The following is a 16941-nucleotide window of genomic DNA, read 5'->3' as shown; positions in this document are numbered from 1 at the left end:
TTTATTGAGAACCCATTATTTATGCTTACCATCACCCGCAAACTCGAATTTGACGCCGGCCACCGGATTCCCGACCACAAGAGCCAGTGCCGCAATCTGCACGGCCATCGCTATACGCTGGAAATCACGCTGGTCGGCGCCGTCATCGAAGTCGAGGGCAGTTCCGACAACGGCATGATCATGGATTTTTCGGACATCAAGACACTAGCCAAACAACATCTGGTGGATGTCTGGGACCATGCTTTCCTGGTCTACGAAAAAGACACGGCAGTGCGCGATTTCCTGGCGACGCTGCCGAATCACAAAACCGTCATCATCGACCGCATTCCGACCGTCGAGAACCTGGCGCGCATTGCTTACGACATCCTCAAGGCGGCTTACAAGGATCACTACGGCACCGGCTTGCACCTGCAGAAACTGGTGCTGCATGAAACCCCGAATTGCTGGGCCGAGATTTCCGAAGACCGTTGATAGCTGATTATTTTCACATTGCCCATGCGTGACGCGATTTATATGCAACAAGCCATTTCCCAAGCCCGCAATGCGTGGGCCTTGGGGGAGGTGCCGGTAGGCGCACTAGTGGTGAAAGATGGCCAGGTCATCGCGACCGGCTTCAATCAGCCGATCGGCAACCATGATCCGACCGCGCATGCGGAAATCATGGCCTTGCGCGCGGCTTCTGCCATCCTCGGCAACTATCGTCTGCCGGGCTGTGAACTGTACGTGACATTGGAGCCCTGCGCGATGTGCGCCGGCGCCATGATGCATGCGCGCCTGGCGCGTGTGATCTACGGCGCCAGCGATCCCAAAACCGGTGCCTGCGGCTCGGTGCTCAATCTGTTCGAGCAGGAAAAATTGAATCATCACACCGAGCTGACCGCTGGCGTGCTGGCCGATGAGTGTGGCACACTACTCAAGGAATTTTTCGCCGAACGTCGGCAAGCTCAACAAAAACAATCGTGACCGAATCTACCCAAGCACAACCCAAACAATCCGTCGGCGTGGCGCTGATTGCCCCCGGCGGTTTCGCCCCCGACGAACAGGCGCTGGCGCGCGGCATCCTGGCTCTGCAACATCAGGGTTGCGTGGTCTATGACTACTACGACCCGGCGGCAAAATACCAGCGCTTCGGCGGCACCGATGCGGCGCGGGTAGCGCAGATCTACGAGGCGATCGACAATCCACAAGTACAGATCGTGCTGGCCTTGCGCGGCAGCTACGGCATGTCGCGGCTGTTGCCGCTGCTGGACATGCGCCGCCTTGCCGCCAGCAAGAAGATTTTCGTCGGCCATAGCGATGTCACGGCCTTGCATCTGGCGTTGCTGGCGCAGACCGGCGCGCCCAGCCTGGCCGGACCGATGCTGTGCAGCGATTTCGGCGTTGCCGAGCTGAGCGAGTTCACAATGTCGCATTTCTGGCAGTGCGTGCGCCAGCCGGATCAGGTATTGCAATTCGCTGTCGCCAACAACCCGAATGTGCGCGTCAGCGGCACGCTCTGGGGCGGCAACCTGGCGATGCTGACGCATCTGATCGGCACGCCTTATTTGCCGCAAATCGAAGACGGCATTTTGTTCCTGGAAGATGTCGGCGAGCATCCCTATCGTATTGAGCGCATGATGCTGCAGTTGCAATATGCCGGCATCCTGGGCCGCCAGCAGGCGATCGTGCTGGGCGACTTTTCCGAATATCGCTTGGCGCCGCATGACAACGGCTACGACTTCGACGCCATGTTGGCATTCTTGCGCGCCCATGTGTCGGTGCCGATCCTGACCGGTCTGCCATTCGGCCATATCCGCGACAAAGTAACGCTGCCGGTTGGCGTGCAGGCCGAACTGCGTTCGGAGTCGAACGGGTTTCAGCTGAGCTTCCAGCATCCCCTTACATTGAGATCCTGATTGCATTGTTCTGCCGGTTACGCGCGTGCCGGCAGCTTGCAATTAATTTGACTCTGACCCCAATTCTTTTATTTAATTAATTCGACTCTGACCCTAATTTCTGGTTTGGGTTAGATGCTGGTCGTCTTGAGTAGCCATTCCCGGAACACCTGCATGGCTGGCGTCATTTGTTTTGACTTGAGGCGAGTTAGCCAGTAGTTGCCGCTGGCGATTTCGATGTTGAATGGCTGTACCAGGCGGTCTTGCTGGAGTTCGCGGGTGAGCATCTGGGTTGGCAGCAGGGCTACGCCGGCGCCTTGGGCGGCGGCTTCTGCCATGGTCAGCGATGAGTCGAATACGCTGCCTCTCAGCAAGGGACAAGGCAGGTTGGCGGCGGCGAACCAGCTGGCCCATTCGTCGGCCCGGTAGGAGCGCAGCAGCACTTGTCCGGCGAGGTCGGCCGGATCGCGCAGGAACGCGGCGATGGCCGGCGAGCACATGGGCGACAGCGGGGCAGCCATCAGTGCTTCGGCTTCGGTGCCGTGCCAGGCGCCGTCGCCGAAGCGGATCGCGTAGTCGAGGCCTTCGCCGGCAATGTCGACCCGGTTGTTGTTGGTCAACAGGCGCAAGTCGACGAACGGGTGGGCTTGCTGAAAATCGCGCAGGCGCGGGATCAGCCAGCCAACCGCAAATGTGCCGACCGCACCCACCGTCAGTACTTCACGGAAACGGCCGTCTTCGAACTGCTGCAGCACGGCGGCGATGCGGCCAAACGATTCGGCCAGCACTGGCAGCAGGGCGATTCCTTCATCAGTCAGCACCAGCCCGCGCGGTAGCCTGCGGAACAGCTGGACACCCATTCTGTCCTCAAGATTCTTGACCTGTTGGCTGATTGCTGCCTGCGTGACATTCAACTCGGCGGCGGCGCGGGTAAAGCTGAGGAAGCGCGCCGAGACTTCGAAAGCGCGCAATGCGTTCAAGGGCAGGTGCATGCAGTTACTCCAAGTGAGATAGTTTTTCTTATGGGTACACTTGGATATTGTAGCTTGAGGGATCACTTTAACACCGATATTGTCGAGGCCTTGTTCATCAAATTCAGAGGTAAAGCATGAAAAGACGTCAGTTTGCGGGAAGCCTGGCAGCAGGCATCGGGGCATTGTTCGTAGGTGGTCATATACAGAAATCCTGGGCCTCTTCGGCTGTCCCGTCCAAATTCGATTCCGATTCATTCATGAAAAAATTGCGTCAGATAGAAGCGCAAAGCGGTGGCCGGCTAGGTGTCGCCATCCTCGATACCCAAACTGGGCAGGCGCATTCCTATCGCGGCGACGAACGGTTTCCGATGTGCAGCACTTTCAAGTTGCTGGCGGCAGGGTTCACGCTAAAACGCGTAGATCTGGGCCAGGAACAACTGGCGCGGCGCATCCGCTTCAAAGCGGCTGACCTGATGTCTTATTCTCCGATCACCGAGAAGCATGTTGGTGGCGACGGCATGTCGGTGGCAGAACTGTGCGAGGCCGCCATCACGCTGAGCGACAACACGGCCGCCAACCTGTTGCTGCACAGCTTTGGCGGTCCGGCCCTGCTGACGGCTTACCTCCGTTCGCTGGACGATAAGGTAACCCGTCTCGACCGCATCGAGCCGGAGCTGAACGAGTCGACTCCCGGTGATCCGCGCGACACTACGTCGCCCAAGGCGATGCTATCCACCATGCGCCAGTTGGTGCTGGGAACGGCGTTGACCCCGGGCTCGCGTGCACAACTGACAAACTGGCTGCTCGCCAATAAAACCGGCGACAAGCGCCTGCGCGCATTGCTGCCATCCGGCTGGCGCGTGGCGGACAAGACTGGTTCGGGCGCCTATGGCACGACCAACGATATCGGCGTCCTGTTTCCGCCGAATCGTGCGCCGGTGCTGGTGGTCAGCTATCTGACCGGAACCAAGGCCAACCCTGCGACGCGAGAGGCGGCGCTGGCGGAAGTAGGGCGTCTGGCGGCGTCGATGGTCACTGGAAATTGACGTGCTAAGTGATGCGCAAAGCCCGCGGGCAGGATGGCGAGCTGGAGACCCGTCCTGCTTTGGTGGCAGCATTCCGGTACTTTGAGCAACCGTCCGGATGACTGATTTTGTCGGATGTGCGGTGGTAAGTCGTTGTTTTATATAGAGCTATTCTGTAGATATTTGTCTGTGGTGTATAATGTTGGGTTGCACCATAAACTACTGATTTAATTAAGAAAAGTTCAATTTTAAGATGCTCTCCACCGCAAATATCACGATGCAGTTCGGCCCCAAGCCGCTGTTTGAAAACATTTCCGTCAAATTTGGCGACGGCAATCGCTACGGTTTGATCGGCGCGAACGGCTGCGGCAAGTCGACGTTCATGAAGATCCTGGGCGGCGACCTGGAGCCGTCGGCCGGCAACGTGATGCTCGATCCGAACGAACGCCTGGGTAAATTGCGCCAGGATCAGTTCGCGTTCGAAGAAATGCGCGTGCTTGATGTGGTGATGATGGGGCATACCGAAATGTGGGCTGCGATGTCCGAGCGCGATGCGATCTACGCCAATCCGGATGCGACCGACGACGACTACATGAAGGCCGCCGACCTGGAAGCGCGCTTCGCCGAGTACGACGGCTATACAGCGGAAGCGCGCGCTGGCGAGCTGCTGCTGGGTGTCGGCGTGGCGATCGAACAGCACCAAGGGCCGATGAGCAATGTTGCGCCAGGCTGGAAGCTGCGCGTGTTGCTGGCGCAGGCGCTGTTCTCGAATCCGGATATCCTGCTGCTCGACGAACCGACCAACAACCTCGACATCAACACCATCCGCTGGCTGGAAGATGTGCTGAATCAGCGCAACTCCACCATGATCATCATTTCCCATGATCGCCACTTCCTGAACCAGGTCTGCACCCACATGGCCGACATGGACTACGGCACATTGAAGGTTTATCCGGGCAATTACGACGACTACATGCTGGCTTCCTCGCAAGCGCGGGCGCAGCAGTTGTCGGCGAATGCCAAGGCCAAGGACAAGGTCGCGGAACTGCAGGATTTCGTGCGCCGCTTCTCGGCCAACAAGTCGAAGGCGCGCCAGGCGACTTCGCGTGCCAAGCAGATCGAAAAAATCAAGGTCGAGGATGTCAAGCCATCCAGCCGCGCCAATCCATTCGTGCGTTTCGACGGCGAGAAGAAATTGCATCGTCTGGCAGTCGAAGTGCAAAGCATTAGCAAGACCTACGACCGGCCGATTTTCAAGAATTTCAACATCATGGTTGAAGCAGGCGAAAAGATCGCCATCATCGGCGCCAACGGTGCCGGTAAGACCACGCTGTTGCGCAGCATCGGCGGCGCCGATATCGCCGGCCTCGAAGCCGACAGCGGTTTGGTCAAGTGGGCGGAAAACGCCAACGTTGGCTATATGCCGCAGGATCCAACCGAGGATTTCGCAACCGACAAGACACTGACCGACTGGATGGGCCAGTGGACCCAGGAAGGTGACGACGACCAGGCCGTGCGTTCCAGCCTGGGCCGCCTGCTGTTCAGCGGCGACGATGTCAAGAAGTCGGTCAAGGTGCTGTCCGGTGGCGAGAAGGGCCGCATGATGTACGGCAAGCTGATGCTGGGCCGCCATAACGTGCTGCTGCTCGACGAGCCGACCAACCACATGGATATGGAATCGATCGAATCGCTCAACATCGCGCTGGAAAAATATGCCGGCACGCTGATCTTCGTTTCGCATGACCGCGAATTCGTATCGTCGCTGGCGACCCGGGTGCTGGAAGTCAAGGAAAACGAAGTGGTTGATTTCCAAGGCAGCTATGAGGATTACCTGAGCAGCCAGGGTATTGAATAAATAGAAGCACGGCGCAAAAGGTTAGCGCACGGTGAAAAAAAGCGTGGCGGAATTTTATCCGCCACGCTTTTTTTATATCCGCTGGTGCTGCTGATGGTTGTGTATTCGGTGGCTTCAGCCTACGCGCCGGTTGGCCCGCGCTCACCCAGATATAGCAACTGATCTAGCCGGCCGCGCAGGCTGCGGGCGATTTCTTCACCTTTGGCCTTGAGCACGGCTTCCAGATACGCCTGACGCAGCTCGCGGAAATCCTGGACGCTGCTGGCGCGCTCGACTTTCAATTGCAGACCGTAGCCGCGCAGGCCGATCATGCTTTTGATCGTGTCGTTATAAAAATGATAAATCGCTTCGAATTGGGTTTGACCGGCCGGCAAAATCTGTTCTGCGGAGAGCGGCGCAACCGCCGGTGCAGCTTTTGGCGCTGCAGTGGCTGCGGCGGCAGGTGGCGCGGGGGCAGTTGCGACCGTCGTGCTGCTGTTGCTGCTGATCTGGATCAGGCCACCCTGCAGCAGTTCATCCAGATGCTCTTGTCCAAGGCCCAGGCCGGCCACTTTCCTCAGTAATTCATCATCGGCGGTCTTGCCGTCCACCAGCAGCAGCAAGGTGCGCAGGCGCGGTCCGACGGCTTGGCTACGGGTGGCGATTTCAGTGCGGCCCAATTCGGTCTTGTCAAAAATGATCATGATGTCCCTGTGTTCTTATCGTTGCCCCGAAAATGCCGGACGGTCTCCAATTTATTGCCCGGCGGCTTTTCAGTTACTGCCTTTTATGACAATTGTTAAATGATAGTACGGGAGTTCATTCAAGGTTGCAATAAGGTAATGTCGGCACCTGCTTCCAAAATATGGCGGTAGAATTCCTGTCCGATTGCTCAGTTGCTAAACCGCGTCGCAAATATCTTGTTGCGCCTTCTGTCGTATCATTGCGCTCTTAGCGCACTACATTCACACATCACATTCACGCACTACATTCATTTACCTACAGCAGCCATCACTGTCATGCAAACCCAAGCCATCAAAACCGTTGAATTCGAGCGGCCGCAAATGGACCTAGGCAATAGCTGTACCGCTCATGCCTGGGCTCGCGTCCCTGACGTCCCTTCTTCAGAACAGAAAATCGCCCTCAAAGAGCGTATCAAGCGCTTGTTGAAAGAACAGCAAGCCGTCCTGGTGGCACACTATTATGTCGATGCCGATCTGCAGGACCTGGCGGAGGAGACCGGCGGTTGCGTTTCCGATTCGCTGGAAATGGCGCGTTTCGGCCGTGACCATCCAGCCAAGACGCTGGTGGTGGCCGGCGTCAAGTTCATGGGCGAGACCTCGAAAATCCTCAGCCCGCACAAACGCGTGCTGATGCCCGACCTGGACGCCACCTGTTCGCTCGACCTGGGTTGCCCGGCCGATGAGTTTTCTGCATTTTGCGATGCTCATCCGGATCGCACCGTGGTGGTGTACGCCAATACCAGCGCTGCAGTCAAAGCACGCGCCGACTGGATGGTGACGTCTTCTATCGGGCTTGACATCGTCGCCCACCTGCACGCGCAGGGCAAGAAGATCCTGTGGGCACCGGATAAACACCTCGGCGGCTACATCCAGAAACAGACCGGCGCCGACATGCTGCTGTGGCAAGGCTCCTGCCTGGTGCATGACGAATTCAAGGGTGTCGAGCTGGAACTGCTGCGTCAGCAGCACCCACATGCCAAGATCCTGGTGCATCCGGAATCGCCGGAAGCGGTGGTGGCGCAGGCCGATGTGGTCGGCTCGACCACGCAATTGATCGCCGCCGCGCAGAACCTCGATGCCGACGAATTCATCGTCGCCACCGACAACGGCATCCTGCACAAGATGCGGATGGCGGCACCCGGCAAGCGCTTCATCGATGCACCGACCGCCGGCAACAGCGCCACCTGCAAAAGCTGCGCGCATTGCCCGTGGATGGCGATGAACGGCTTGCAGAACCTGGCCGATGTGCTGGAATCCGGCAACAATGAAATTCATGTCGACGCAGAGATCGGCCGCAAGGCGGTGGTCTGCATCGACCGCATGCTCGACTTTGCCGCGCAACGCAAAGCCAATGTGCGCCCGTCCAGCGATCTGGCGCAAGAACAAAAACTATTTTCAGGAATCGGCCCAGCATGAGTACTCACACCAGCAACTTGGAAAATCGTTTCGCCCCCTTTGACGCTGCGCTGCAAGCGGCCTTCGACAACAATATCCGTACTGCATTGGCCGAAGATGTCGGCAGCGGCGACCTGACCGGCAAACTGGTGCCGGCGCAGGAGCAGGTGCGGGCCCGGGTGATCGTACGTGAACAAGCCGTGCTGTGCGGCGCGCCGTGGTTTGAAGCGGTGATGCAGCAGCTTGATGCTAGCATCCGCATTACCTGGCGTTATGCCGAAGGCGACCTGATGAGCGCCGACAGTGAAGTCTGCATCATCGACGGCCCGGCCCGGGCTTTGCTGACCGGCGAGCGCGGCGCATTGAATTTCCTGCAACTGTTGTCCGGCGTAGCCAGCGCTACCCGTGTCTACGTCAATGCGATTGCCCACACCAAGGCGCATATCCTCGATACCCGCAAGACCTTGCCGGGTTTGCGCCTGGCGCAGAAATACGCGGTGCGTGTCGGCGGCGGTCATAACCAGCGGCTGGCCTTGTACGACGGCATCCTGATCAAGGAAAACCATATCGCCGCAGCCGGCGGCATCTCTGCCGCCATGAAGGCCGCACTCAGCCTCGATGCCGGCGTCACGATCCAGATCGAAGTGGAAAGCCTGGTGCAGCTCGACGAAGCGCTGCGTGCCGGCGCTACCTCGATCTTGCTGGACAACTTCAGCCTCGACGCCATGCGCGACGCAGTCGACCTGAATGCGGGCAGGGCGTTGCTGGAAGCTTCCGGCGGCATCAATATGGACACTTTGCGCGCCATTGCTGAAACCGGAGTTGACCGAATTTCCATCGGTAGTTTGACCAAAGATATCCGGGCTACCGATTATTCTTTGCGGATTATCGAGTAATTGTTGCCAGAATAGCGGACGCCGGAACGCCGAAGACGCCTCAATCTAAGGTGCCCGGTTCCGCAGAGGAAGAACCAGCCGGTTTTTCCTGGGAATTGTTTCGAGTTGATAAGTAGCTCGGCTCAGGTTATTTCATAACAGAAGCCAACTTAGGGCTCATTTCCATCCTTTGGAATGGCGCAAGCCGCCAGATAATGGCGCGAACAATCTCATTGATCGCGTCCATGAACCCGCCGCCAGCACAGCTGCCATCCACTGCCACAGCAATCGCAAGCCGCTTTGGGCAGGAGCTGGCCGTTGTCCTGCATTCCGCAGATCGAGCCGACCTGCCCGCGGTTATCCATGCAGCTGCCATGGTGCTGAGTCGGCCGATCGTGCATTCTGCTCCTTCCCGCAAATATCGCGAATCCGCCGATTATCTTGATCTGCTTGTTCACGTTGCTGTGGATAGCCGGCGATGAAATTGGCTCTCATGCAGCCTTATCTGTTTCCGTACATCGGCTATTTCCAGCTGGTGGCTGCGGCGGACAAGTTCGTTTTTTACGACGATGTCAATTTCATCAAGAACGGCTGGATCAATCGCAATCGCCTGATGCTGGATGGCGACATCCGGTATATAACGGTACCGCTCGCAGGCGCCAGTCCTGCAAAAAAAATCAATGAAGTACTGATGCAACCTCGCGAACGCTGGCTGAGAAAACTGCTGGAATCGATTCGCCATGCATATGCCAAGGCTCCGCATTACCAGCGTGTCAGCGAATTGATTCACGAGATATTGCATGTGGACGCTACGCACGTTTCACAAATTGCGTCGCGTGGCGTGATCGAAATTTCCAGGTATCTTGATTTGGGCACGACGTTTGCGATGACGTCGACCGTTTATCGGAATAGCGAACTGAGGGGCGCGCAGCGAGTGCTGGACATCTGCGCGCAAGAACGGGCCAGTACCTACCTGAATCTGCCGGGAGGGCGCGCGCTATATGACGCAGAGGAGTTCGCTGCGGCCGGCATTGATCTGTCGTATATCGAACCGAACCTGGGGCCGTACCCGCAATTCGGCAAGAGGTTTCATCCCGGCTTGTCGATCATTGATGTGCTGATGTTCAATAGCGTCGATCAAATCAAAGCCATGCTGCATCGGCGACCAGGCGCATGAGGCCGGACGCGATCGGCGGCTATCTGTCGCTTGAAATCCCGCGTGCGGGCGCCGAATATCATCGCGATGCGCTGCGCTATCAATCGTCGCGGGCGGCGTTTCTCGCGTTGTTGCGCGCTCACCGGCCAACTGCGGTATGGATGCCCTGGTATATCTGTGAAAGCATGCTTGAGCCGCTGGCGACGAGCGGAATCCCGATCAAACGTTACGAGATCGATGCACAACTGCGCGTCAAAACAGCGGATCTCAGGGCTGGTGAATGGCTGCTGTATGTCAATTACTTCGGTCTCTGTACTGCTCAGGTTACTGATGTGCTCAAGCGCTTCCCGCGTGAACAGGTAGTGATCGATAACGCCCAGGCTTTCTTCGCCAAACCTGAAGAGTGCTTGGCGACGCTGTATTCTCCGCGAAAATTTGTCGGTGTTCCGGACGGCGGCTATCTGATTACGCGTCAAGCCATAGCAACACCGGATCAGATAGATCATGGGTCGCTGCAGCGCAGTTCGCATCTGCTTAAACGTATCGATATGGATGCGGAGGCCGGTTATGCCGATTACGCCGCAGCTGAAGAAAGCCTGAAATTGCAGGAACCCAGGGTCATGTCGAAGCTCACTCAACGCGTGCTCGAGAGCCTCGACTATGCCGAAGTCGGTGCCCGTCGCATCGCCAATTTTTCTTATCTTCACGATCGGCTGGGATCATCCAACGCGCGCAGGTTTGAATTTGATAATGGCGACGTACCGCTTTGTTATCCGTATGTCGGCGCGCCGATCGGGTTACGCGCGAAATTGGCGGCACACCGAATTTATACGCCTTGCTACTGGCCGGAAGTAGCGAATTCTGAGCTCGTGCCTGAATTCGAAAGGCAAATCGCCAGCAATACACTTTTCCTGCCGTGTGATCAGCGGCTCTCTAACGTGCAGTTGGACCGGATCGCGGAGCAGGTCCTGGACCACGGAATTCACTCATGAATACAGGCATGGTTAAAAAGGTCAGGGTCCTGGTTTTTCCCTGTGGTTCGGAAAATGCGGCCGAAATCCATCAGGCGCTTCGATATTCGTTACACGTTGAGCTCTTTGGTGCGTCTAGCGTCGATGACCATGGACGCTTTCGTTTCGCTCGCTATGTCGGCGATCTGCCGAAGATTGACGCCGAGGGGTTCGATCGCGCGTTCTCTGCGCTTCTCTCGGAGTTTGGCATCGACATGGTGTTTGCAACTCACGACACAGTGCTTGAATATTTATCGACGCGCGCGCATCAAATGGGTGTGATGCTGGTGAACGGCGATCCGGAAAGCGCTGCAATCGCACGCAAAAAGAGCATGACGTATCGCCACTTTGCAGATGCGTCATGGATTCCGCGTGTCTACTCTTCTGTTGAACAAATTACGGAATGGCCGGTCATCGTAAAGCCCGATCTCGGACAGGGCGGGCACGGCGTGACGCTTGTGCATGACCGACAGCAGGCAATCGCCGCGGAGACGCAAATCGATCATCCGGTACTTGTCGAATATTTGCCCGGCGACGAAATAACTGTCGACTGTTTCACAGATAAAAAAGAGCGACTGGTCTGGGTCGGGCCGCGCACTCGGGAGCGGGTCAGGGCCGGAATCACGATGCGTTCGCGGGTAATCGAACTGACGGATGAGATCGCTGCCATCGCTAATGAAATCAATCGCGGACTGCGGCTGAGAGGACCATGGTTCTTTCAGCTGAAGGCTGACAGGAACGGGCAATGGAAGTTGCTGGAGATATCGTGCCGGGTTGCCGGCACCATGGTGGCGCAACGCGCACGCGGGATTAACCTGCCGTTGATGGCAGTTCAGGATTATCTGGGACGCGACCTGATTGCCCTGAGCAATTCGCATGTCGAGCTGGTCGAACGTAACATTGCGACGCGCAGCGAGTTCAATTTTCAGTATGACACCGTGTTTGTCGATCTTGACGACACTTTGATCCTGGACGGCTATGCGGTTCCGGTCACGATGGCATTTCTTTACCAATCGATGGCATCCGGAAAAAAGATCAAATTGATTACGCGACATCAGTTCGACGTTGCCACGACCCTGAAAAACGCCCACATCGATGCTGGTATTTTCGATCAGATCATTGTGGTCGGGGCCGGCGAATCCAAAGCCGACCATATTACTGCTACCTCGATATTCATCGACAATCATTTCCCCGAGCGGATTGACGTTGCAAGAAAGCTCGCGATCCCGGTGCTGGACGTCGACGCACTCGAATTTTTCATTAAATAAAGAACAGCCATCATGGAAAAGACCTCTCCCGATTTTTTACGTGTCTTGCGTGCGGAAAGAAAGGATCTGCTCAACAGGATGAGGCAGACCCGCTTTGAATCTCTGAAGGATGGGTACAGCTATTCCCAGGTGATTCCGTTTGCCGGCTATTCGCCGTGGCTGGATGACGAAACGTTCACGGCAACGTTCGATATCGTCAAGGCTTGCACGATGGTCGACATCTATCGATGCTACGAGCTCTATCGTCTGGCCCAGCAAATGCACCGGGTAGCGGGAGCGATTGTCGAGGTCGGCGTCTGGCGTGGCGGTACTGCAGCGTTGATGGCATGTGCGCTGCCGGGTAAGGAAGTGCATTTGTTCGATACATTCAGCGGGGTTGCAAAGCATGATCCTGAGTTCGACACATTCTATGCCGGTGGCGAACATGCCGATACCGACGAACATATCGTCGCCGGGCTGTTTCGACGAATAGGCGCCACATGCCAGATTCATCGCGGAATTTTTCCGGACGATACCCTGTCGTCACTGCCGAAAGAGATTTGCTTGGCCCATATCGATGTGGACACCTACCAATCGGTGAAGCAATCCTTTCTTTCGATCTGGCCTCGGGTGCAACCCAATGGCATCGTGGTATTCGACGACTATGGAATGTTCGGCTGCGAGGGCGCCATGCTTGCCATCAATGAAATTGTGGCAGGTACCGACGATGGCCTGTTTATTCACAATCTGAACGGGCATGCGTTGCTGGTTAAACAATCCTGAGACATCCGGCTGTCTGACAAGGGACGCTCATTATAAAAAAAGGAATTTTTAATATGAAAAAACCTGCCCATTACCAGTCCCTGGAATACGACCGCATCATATCCATGATGCAAGGATTCCAAGGGTCTAGCGACACTCCGTTGCGTGTACTTGACTTCGGCTGCGGCCTGGGAAAATTTCTCGATTGTTTTGCATCTTTGGGGCTTCAGGCAACCGGCGTGGACACCAACGCAGATTATGTCGCGCGTGCCAAGGAAAAGGGCTATGCGGCCTATACACCCGATGAATTTTTTAGTATCGCTCATGAACCATTTGACGTGGTGTTTCTAAGCCACCTGATCGAGCACGTCGCCCCTGATGCTTTGGTTGATTTGCTGCCGCGGCTCTGCGCGAATTTAGCTAAAGATGGACGTCTGATCGTCATCAGTCCAACCGTTGGCGAGCGCTTCTATCACGATTTCTCGCATATCCGGCCTTATCTTCCGCAAAGTATCCGCCACGCATTCGGTGCGACCGGCATGCCGATTTCGTTTGGCGAGGCGGGCTTGATTGAGCTGGTCGATATCTATTTTTTCAAAGATCCTTATCGCACGCGCCAATGGCGTTCCTTTTATGTCGGCAGTGGTGCGAGGAGGGCGTTCACACGCATCTATAACCGCTTGCTGGATTTGCTGTGGCGTGGCTCCGGCGGACGGATTGGTGTAGTTGCATCCTGGCTCGGCGTCTATGAATTGCGAGCGCGCTGAATCAATATGGACGCTGCGTGCGCCATCGTGGAAGCCGGGTTTGATCGGTTTTCCATCGATAGTTTGACCAAGGATGTCCGGGCCATCGATTATTCGTCACGGATCATCGAGTGAGTCACGCAGGCTTGACCATCGACCGATGGTCAAGCTCCTGACGCCCTAGGCGTTGCCGTCCAGCGGCGCCGACAATTGGATGAACAGCGCGCTGCCCATGACGAAAGCGCTATCGATCTTGTCCTGATGCGCTGCCATGAATTCGTCGCCGGCTCTCTGCGGACCGTCGCCGTAAGGCCAGACATAGTCGTCGACGACGATCCAGCCGCCGGCCAGCACCAGACCGCTCCATGATGCAATATCGGCGCTTGCGGCATGATAGCTGTGATTGCCATCGATATGCAGGATGGCGATCCTGCCGCTGTAGTCGGTGCTGCCAAAAGCAGGAGTGTTGACGTTGGTGTCGGAACGATATCGAGTTGCCGCATCCACCGATGGCAGGCGCAGGTAATTCACGTGATTGGCGTTATATGGCAGCAGATTCATCTCGAATACGACCAGCGCTTCGTCGGCATCGACTTGTGCCGAGACGATATCGACCATGCCTCGTTCATCATTTTGCACCATGTGCTGGTTCGACCACGGGTCGACGCACAGCAGCTTGCCAATCTGGTACAAGCGTGCGAGCCGTGCCAGGATGAAGGCAGATTTACCCCACCAGCTACCGATTTCGACGATATCACCGCTCCGGCTGTGGCGGGCAATTTCACACAGGGCGCGTAATTTCTCATGATCGCACATGCCGGGGATGACATCGGCGTGACGGTGCAGTGCTGCAAGTTCTATCGTGGTCGCCGCTTCTTTCGCTGCTATGTTAGACGCCAGCGGCAACGATGTTTCCAATAGCTGTTCTGTCTGCTGAAGCGCTGCACGATAACCGTGCAATTCGGTATCCGCTGGCGATGTGTTCACCAGCACGACTCCCGGCGCCAAATTTTTCAGCATCCGATTCAGGAAGTACCAGACAACCGGATTAGGCGTATAAATGCCGCCGATATCGAAGTCGTCAATCGCTTGCTTCAGTTCTGCGGCAAAGGCGGGATCAGTGATGTAGGGCAGCGTCAGCCACGCCGGATACTTGTCTCGTGACGGATCCAGGCCAAGTGAGGAGGAACCGATCACGTCGCGGCCTTCGGCCAATGCCTTGCGCAAATACTCCAGCGAACGCGGCATGCAGGCCGGGAAAATCAGAATGGGTTTGGCGCCAACATGTGTGTTGACTGCAGTGATTGTCATGAGTGGTACTCCATGTAAATGCTGACTCTGGTTTGTATGTGCTTTTTTTGGTGGCCGATAATCGTTGATGAAATATGTCATCGAGCCGCCCGGAAATTAAGCGTATCGTGATGTAGCCGATGAGCCGCTTGCGGCGTGATTGCCAGGCTACGCATCAGCCACGCTCGCCCGCGATCAGTTCAACGATGAAATCGACATGCTCTTCGGCCAATCCTGGATAGATGGGCAGGCAGATGACCTGGCCCGATATTTTTCGTGCGACCGGTAAATTTTCGTGTGCTGCCGAAGACAGCCCGCGGTACATCGGAAAATCGGTAATCAGCGGATAGAAATAGCGACGCGCATAGACGTCGTGGTTTTTCAGTTTGAGATACAGGGCATCGCGACTCTGCGGAAAATCATCCTGCACGAAGATCGGGAAATAGGCGTGATTCGGCTGCAGGTTTTCCATCAGCGGCAGGCAAGTGATGCCCGGCACACGTGCCAGGCCGTCCCGATAACGGTGGTCGATTGCTCGACGCTGCTGCAGGGCGAGGTCGATGCCTTGCAATTGCAGCATGCCGAATGCCGCGTTGATTTCGCTCATCTTGCCGTTAATGCCTGGTGCGACCACGGTGACTTCATCGACAAAGCCGAAGTTTTTCAAATGATCGACGCGCTGTTTGGTTTTGGCGTCCTGTGAAACGATGGCACCGCCTTCGAAGGTATTGAATACCTTGGTGGCATGGAAACTCAGCACCGACAGATCGCCATGGTTGAGCGTGCTTTGACCGCCTGATTTCACGCCAAAGGCATGGGCGGCGTCGTAGATCACTTTCAAGCCATAGATGTCGGCGATGTTTTGGATACGCTCAACATCACAGGGATTGCCGTAGCAATGCACCGGCATGATTGCAGTCGTTTGCGGCGTAATCGCAGCTTCGATTTTTGCCGGGTCCAGATTCAGCGTCACCGGATCGATATCGACAAATACCGGTTTGATGCCGTTCCAAAGCAGCGAGTGCGCGGTTGCCACGAATGAATAGGGAGTGGTAATGACCTCTCCGGTGATGCGCAGTACTTGCAAGGCCGTGATCAGGGCCAGTGTGCCATTGGTGAACAGCGAAATATGCTTGACGCCGAGGTATTCACATAGGGCTTGTTCCAGTTGCTTGTGGAATGGGCCGCCGTTGGTCAGGATCTTGTTGCCCCATATCCGTTCCAGGTAGGGCATGAACTCTGCCAAAGGCGGCAGCAGCGGCTGCGTTACATATATCTGTGGCGGCTTTGTCAGGCTGTTCATGGGTTTCCCTCGGTTGAATGACGATTGTCTGGCGGGATTGATGGAATCACGGTAGCTGCCTCATCCTTGCACCAGCGCCGCCACATGGTGCGCAAAGCAGCGGCCAGGCCATCGGCGACAGTTGCTGGCTGACTGTATGGTGAACCGATGAAGCGTTCACGCAAACTGCTGCGGATCTCGGCCAGTGCTGCCGGATTGCCGGCCCACGTCAGGCCCTTGCGCACGAATTCCTCTGCACTTTGTGCGATGAATTGATCAAGTCCAACCTGTGCCAGGATGCCTGCGCCAGACCGTCCTGCTACGGTGTTGCCGGCCAGCGTCAAGGTTGGTACACCCATCCATAATGCGTGCAGGGTGGTGGTGCCGCCGGCATAGGGGAAGGTGTCGAGACAGAAATCGACTTGTTGATGTAAGGCCAGATAGTCAGCCATGCCGGCGCGTGGATGGAAATCGAGGCGGTCAACGGCAATCCCTTCAGCAGCGAACCAGGAGATCAATTGCGTGTTATCGCCATCGGTCGGCATGGCGCCCAGCAGCATGCGGGCATTCGGTATTGCGCGTAGCAACTGTGACCAGAGGGCGATGACGCCGGGATTGAGTTTGCTGGGGCGATTGAAGCTGCCAAAGGTCAGGTAGCCGTTGGCGAATGCGGGCAGGGCATTGACCGGTGGTGCGTCGGGATTGGGCAGAAACGTTGCGCTGGCCGG

General features: G+C 56.6%; 17 protein-coding genes and 1 pseudogene. 13 read left to right on the top strand and 5 right to left on the bottom strand.

Features of this window, described 5'->3' with window-relative positions; translation table 11 throughout:
- Positions 1-21 precede the first annotated feature (21 nt).
- From queD to ldcA, 3 genes are read left to right on the top strand one after another with little or no spacing between them, the layout of a single operon-like run.
- Positions 22-471 (top strand): 6-carboxytetrahydropterin synthase QueD, encoded by a 450-nt coding sequence (gene queD / locus ACIPF8_RS10550; protein WP_400420610.1) that lies wholly within the window; start codon positions 22-24, stop codon positions 469-471.
- 24 nt (positions 472-495) lie between these two features.
- Positions 496-963 carry a tRNA adenosine(34) deaminase TadA gene (gene tadA, locus ACIPF8_RS10545; RefSeq protein ID WP_400420607.1) on the top strand — a complete coding sequence of 156 codons (468 nt, stop codon included), beginning with the start codon at positions 496-498 and terminating at the stop codon, positions 961-963.
- The gene (ldcA, locus tag ACIPF8_RS10540; RefSeq protein WP_400420604.1) at positions 960-1895 is read left to right on the top strand and encodes a muramoyltetrapeptide carboxypeptidase; all 936 of its coding nucleotides are present in this window, start codon (positions 960-962) and stop codon (positions 1893-1895) included. The genes tadA and ldcA overlap by 4 nt, the downstream gene beginning before the upstream one ends.
- A gap of 110 nt (positions 1896-2005) precedes the next feature.
- Here the strand turns inward: ldcA and ACIPF8_RS10535 are convergent, their stop codons facing one another.
- Positions 2006-2866, bottom strand: coding sequence for a LysR family transcriptional regulator (locus tag ACIPF8_RS10535; RefSeq protein WP_400420601.1), 861 nt, complete (start codon positions 2864-2866; stop codon positions 2006-2008).
- A gap of 116 nt (positions 2867-2982) precedes the next feature.
- Between ACIPF8_RS10535 and bla the strand changes: the two genes are divergently transcribed.
- Positions 2983-3894 (top strand): class A beta-lactamase, encoded by a 912-nt coding sequence (gene bla, locus ACIPF8_RS10530; RefSeq protein WP_400420598.1) that lies wholly within the window; start codon positions 2983-2985, stop codon positions 3892-3894.
- Positions 3895-4126: 232 nt separating this feature from the next.
- The gene (locus ACIPF8_RS10525; protein ID WP_400420595.1) at positions 4127-5728 is read left to right on the top strand and encodes an ABC-F family ATPase; all 1602 of its coding nucleotides are present in this window, start codon (positions 4127-4129) and stop codon (positions 5726-5728) included.
- A gap of 119 nt (positions 5729-5847) precedes the next feature.
- Here ACIPF8_RS10525 and ACIPF8_RS10520 read toward each other — a convergent pair whose 3' ends face one another.
- Positions 5848-6411 carry a hypothetical protein gene (locus ACIPF8_RS10520; protein WP_400420592.1) on the bottom strand — a complete coding sequence of 188 codons (564 nt, stop codon included), beginning with the start codon at positions 6409-6411 and terminating at the stop codon, positions 5848-5850.
- Positions 6412-6726: 315 nt separating this feature from the next.
- On the opposite strand from ACIPF8_RS10520, the gene nadA reads away from it, so the two are divergent.
- The 8 genes from nadA to ACIPF8_RS10480 all read left to right on the top strand — a co-directional run bounded on the left by nadA (position 6727) and on the right by ACIPF8_RS10480 (position 13662).
- Entirely contained in the window at positions 6727-7866 is a 1140-nt protein-coding gene (gene nadA, locus ACIPF8_RS10515) for a quinolinate synthase NadA (RefSeq protein ID WP_400420590.1), read from the top strand.
- Positions 7863-8741, top strand: a complete 879-nt coding sequence (gene nadC, locus ACIPF8_RS10510; protein WP_400420587.1) for a carboxylating nicotinate-nucleotide diphosphorylase — start codon at positions 7863-7865, stop codon at positions 8739-8741. Before nadA ends, nadC begins: the two co-directional genes overlap by 4 nt.
- Before the next feature lie 224 nt (positions 8742-8965).
- Positions 8966-9202, top strand: a complete 237-nt coding sequence (locus ACIPF8_RS10505) for a hypothetical protein (protein ID WP_400420584.1) — start codon at positions 8966-8968, stop codon at positions 9200-9202.
- On the top strand, positions 9199-9897 hold the full coding sequence (locus ACIPF8_RS10500) for a WbqC family protein (protein WP_400420582.1): 699 nt from the start codon (positions 9199-9201) through the stop codon (positions 9895-9897). Before ACIPF8_RS10505 ends, ACIPF8_RS10500 begins: the two co-directional genes overlap by 4 nt.
- Complete coding sequence (locus tag ACIPF8_RS10495; protein ID WP_400420579.1) at positions 9894-10868, top strand: hypothetical protein; 975 nt, start codon at positions 9894-9896, stop codon at positions 10866-10868. The genes ACIPF8_RS10500 and ACIPF8_RS10495 overlap by 4 nt, the downstream gene beginning before the upstream one ends.
- The gene (locus ACIPF8_RS10490; protein ID WP_400420577.1) at positions 10865-12154 is read left to right on the top strand and encodes an ATP-grasp domain-containing protein; all 1290 of its coding nucleotides are present in this window, start codon (positions 10865-10867) and stop codon (positions 12152-12154) included. The genes ACIPF8_RS10495 and ACIPF8_RS10490 overlap by 4 nt, the downstream gene beginning before the upstream one ends.
- Before the next feature lie 12 nt (positions 12155-12166).
- A complete protein-coding gene (locus ACIPF8_RS10485; protein WP_400420574.1) occupies positions 12167-12916 on the top strand; it encodes a TylF/MycF/NovP-related O-methyltransferase in 750 nt (249 codons plus the stop codon).
- A gap of 53 nt (positions 12917-12969) precedes the next feature.
- On the top strand, positions 12970-13662 hold the full coding sequence (locus tag ACIPF8_RS10480; protein ID WP_400420572.1) for a class I SAM-dependent methyltransferase: 693 nt from the start codon (positions 12970-12972) through the stop codon (positions 13660-13662).
- A 159-nt stretch (positions 13663-13821) separates the two neighbouring features.
- Here the strand turns inward: ACIPF8_RS10480 and ACIPF8_RS10475 are convergent, their stop codons facing one another.
- The 3 genes and pseudogenes from ACIPF8_RS10475 to ACIPF8_RS10465 all read right to left on the bottom strand — a co-directional run.
- The gene (locus ACIPF8_RS10475; protein WP_400420568.1) at positions 13822-14952 is read right to left on the bottom strand and encodes a class I SAM-dependent methyltransferase; all 1131 of its coding nucleotides are present in this window, start codon (positions 14950-14952) and stop codon (positions 13822-13824) included.
- A gap of 154 nt (positions 14953-15106) precedes the next feature.
- Positions 15107-16234, bottom strand: a complete 1128-nt coding sequence (gene vioA / locus ACIPF8_RS10470) for a dTDP-4-amino-4,6-dideoxy-D-glucose aminotransferase VioA (protein ID WP_400420565.1) — start codon at positions 16232-16234, stop codon at positions 15107-15109.
- Positions 16231-16941: pseudogene (locus ACIPF8_RS10465) on the bottom strand (glycosyltransferase); the annotation flags it as partial. The gene vioA and the pseudogene ACIPF8_RS10465, both read right to left, overlap by 4 nt.

Source organism: Collimonas sp. NPDC087041 (assembly GCF_044745265.1).
In the GTDB taxonomy this organism is placed as follows: domain Bacteria; phylum Pseudomonadota; class Gammaproteobacteria; order Burkholderiales; family Burkholderiaceae_D; genus Collimonas.
Note: the sequence above shows the minus strand (reverse complement) of the source record. Positions and strands in the feature narration are given on the sequence as shown.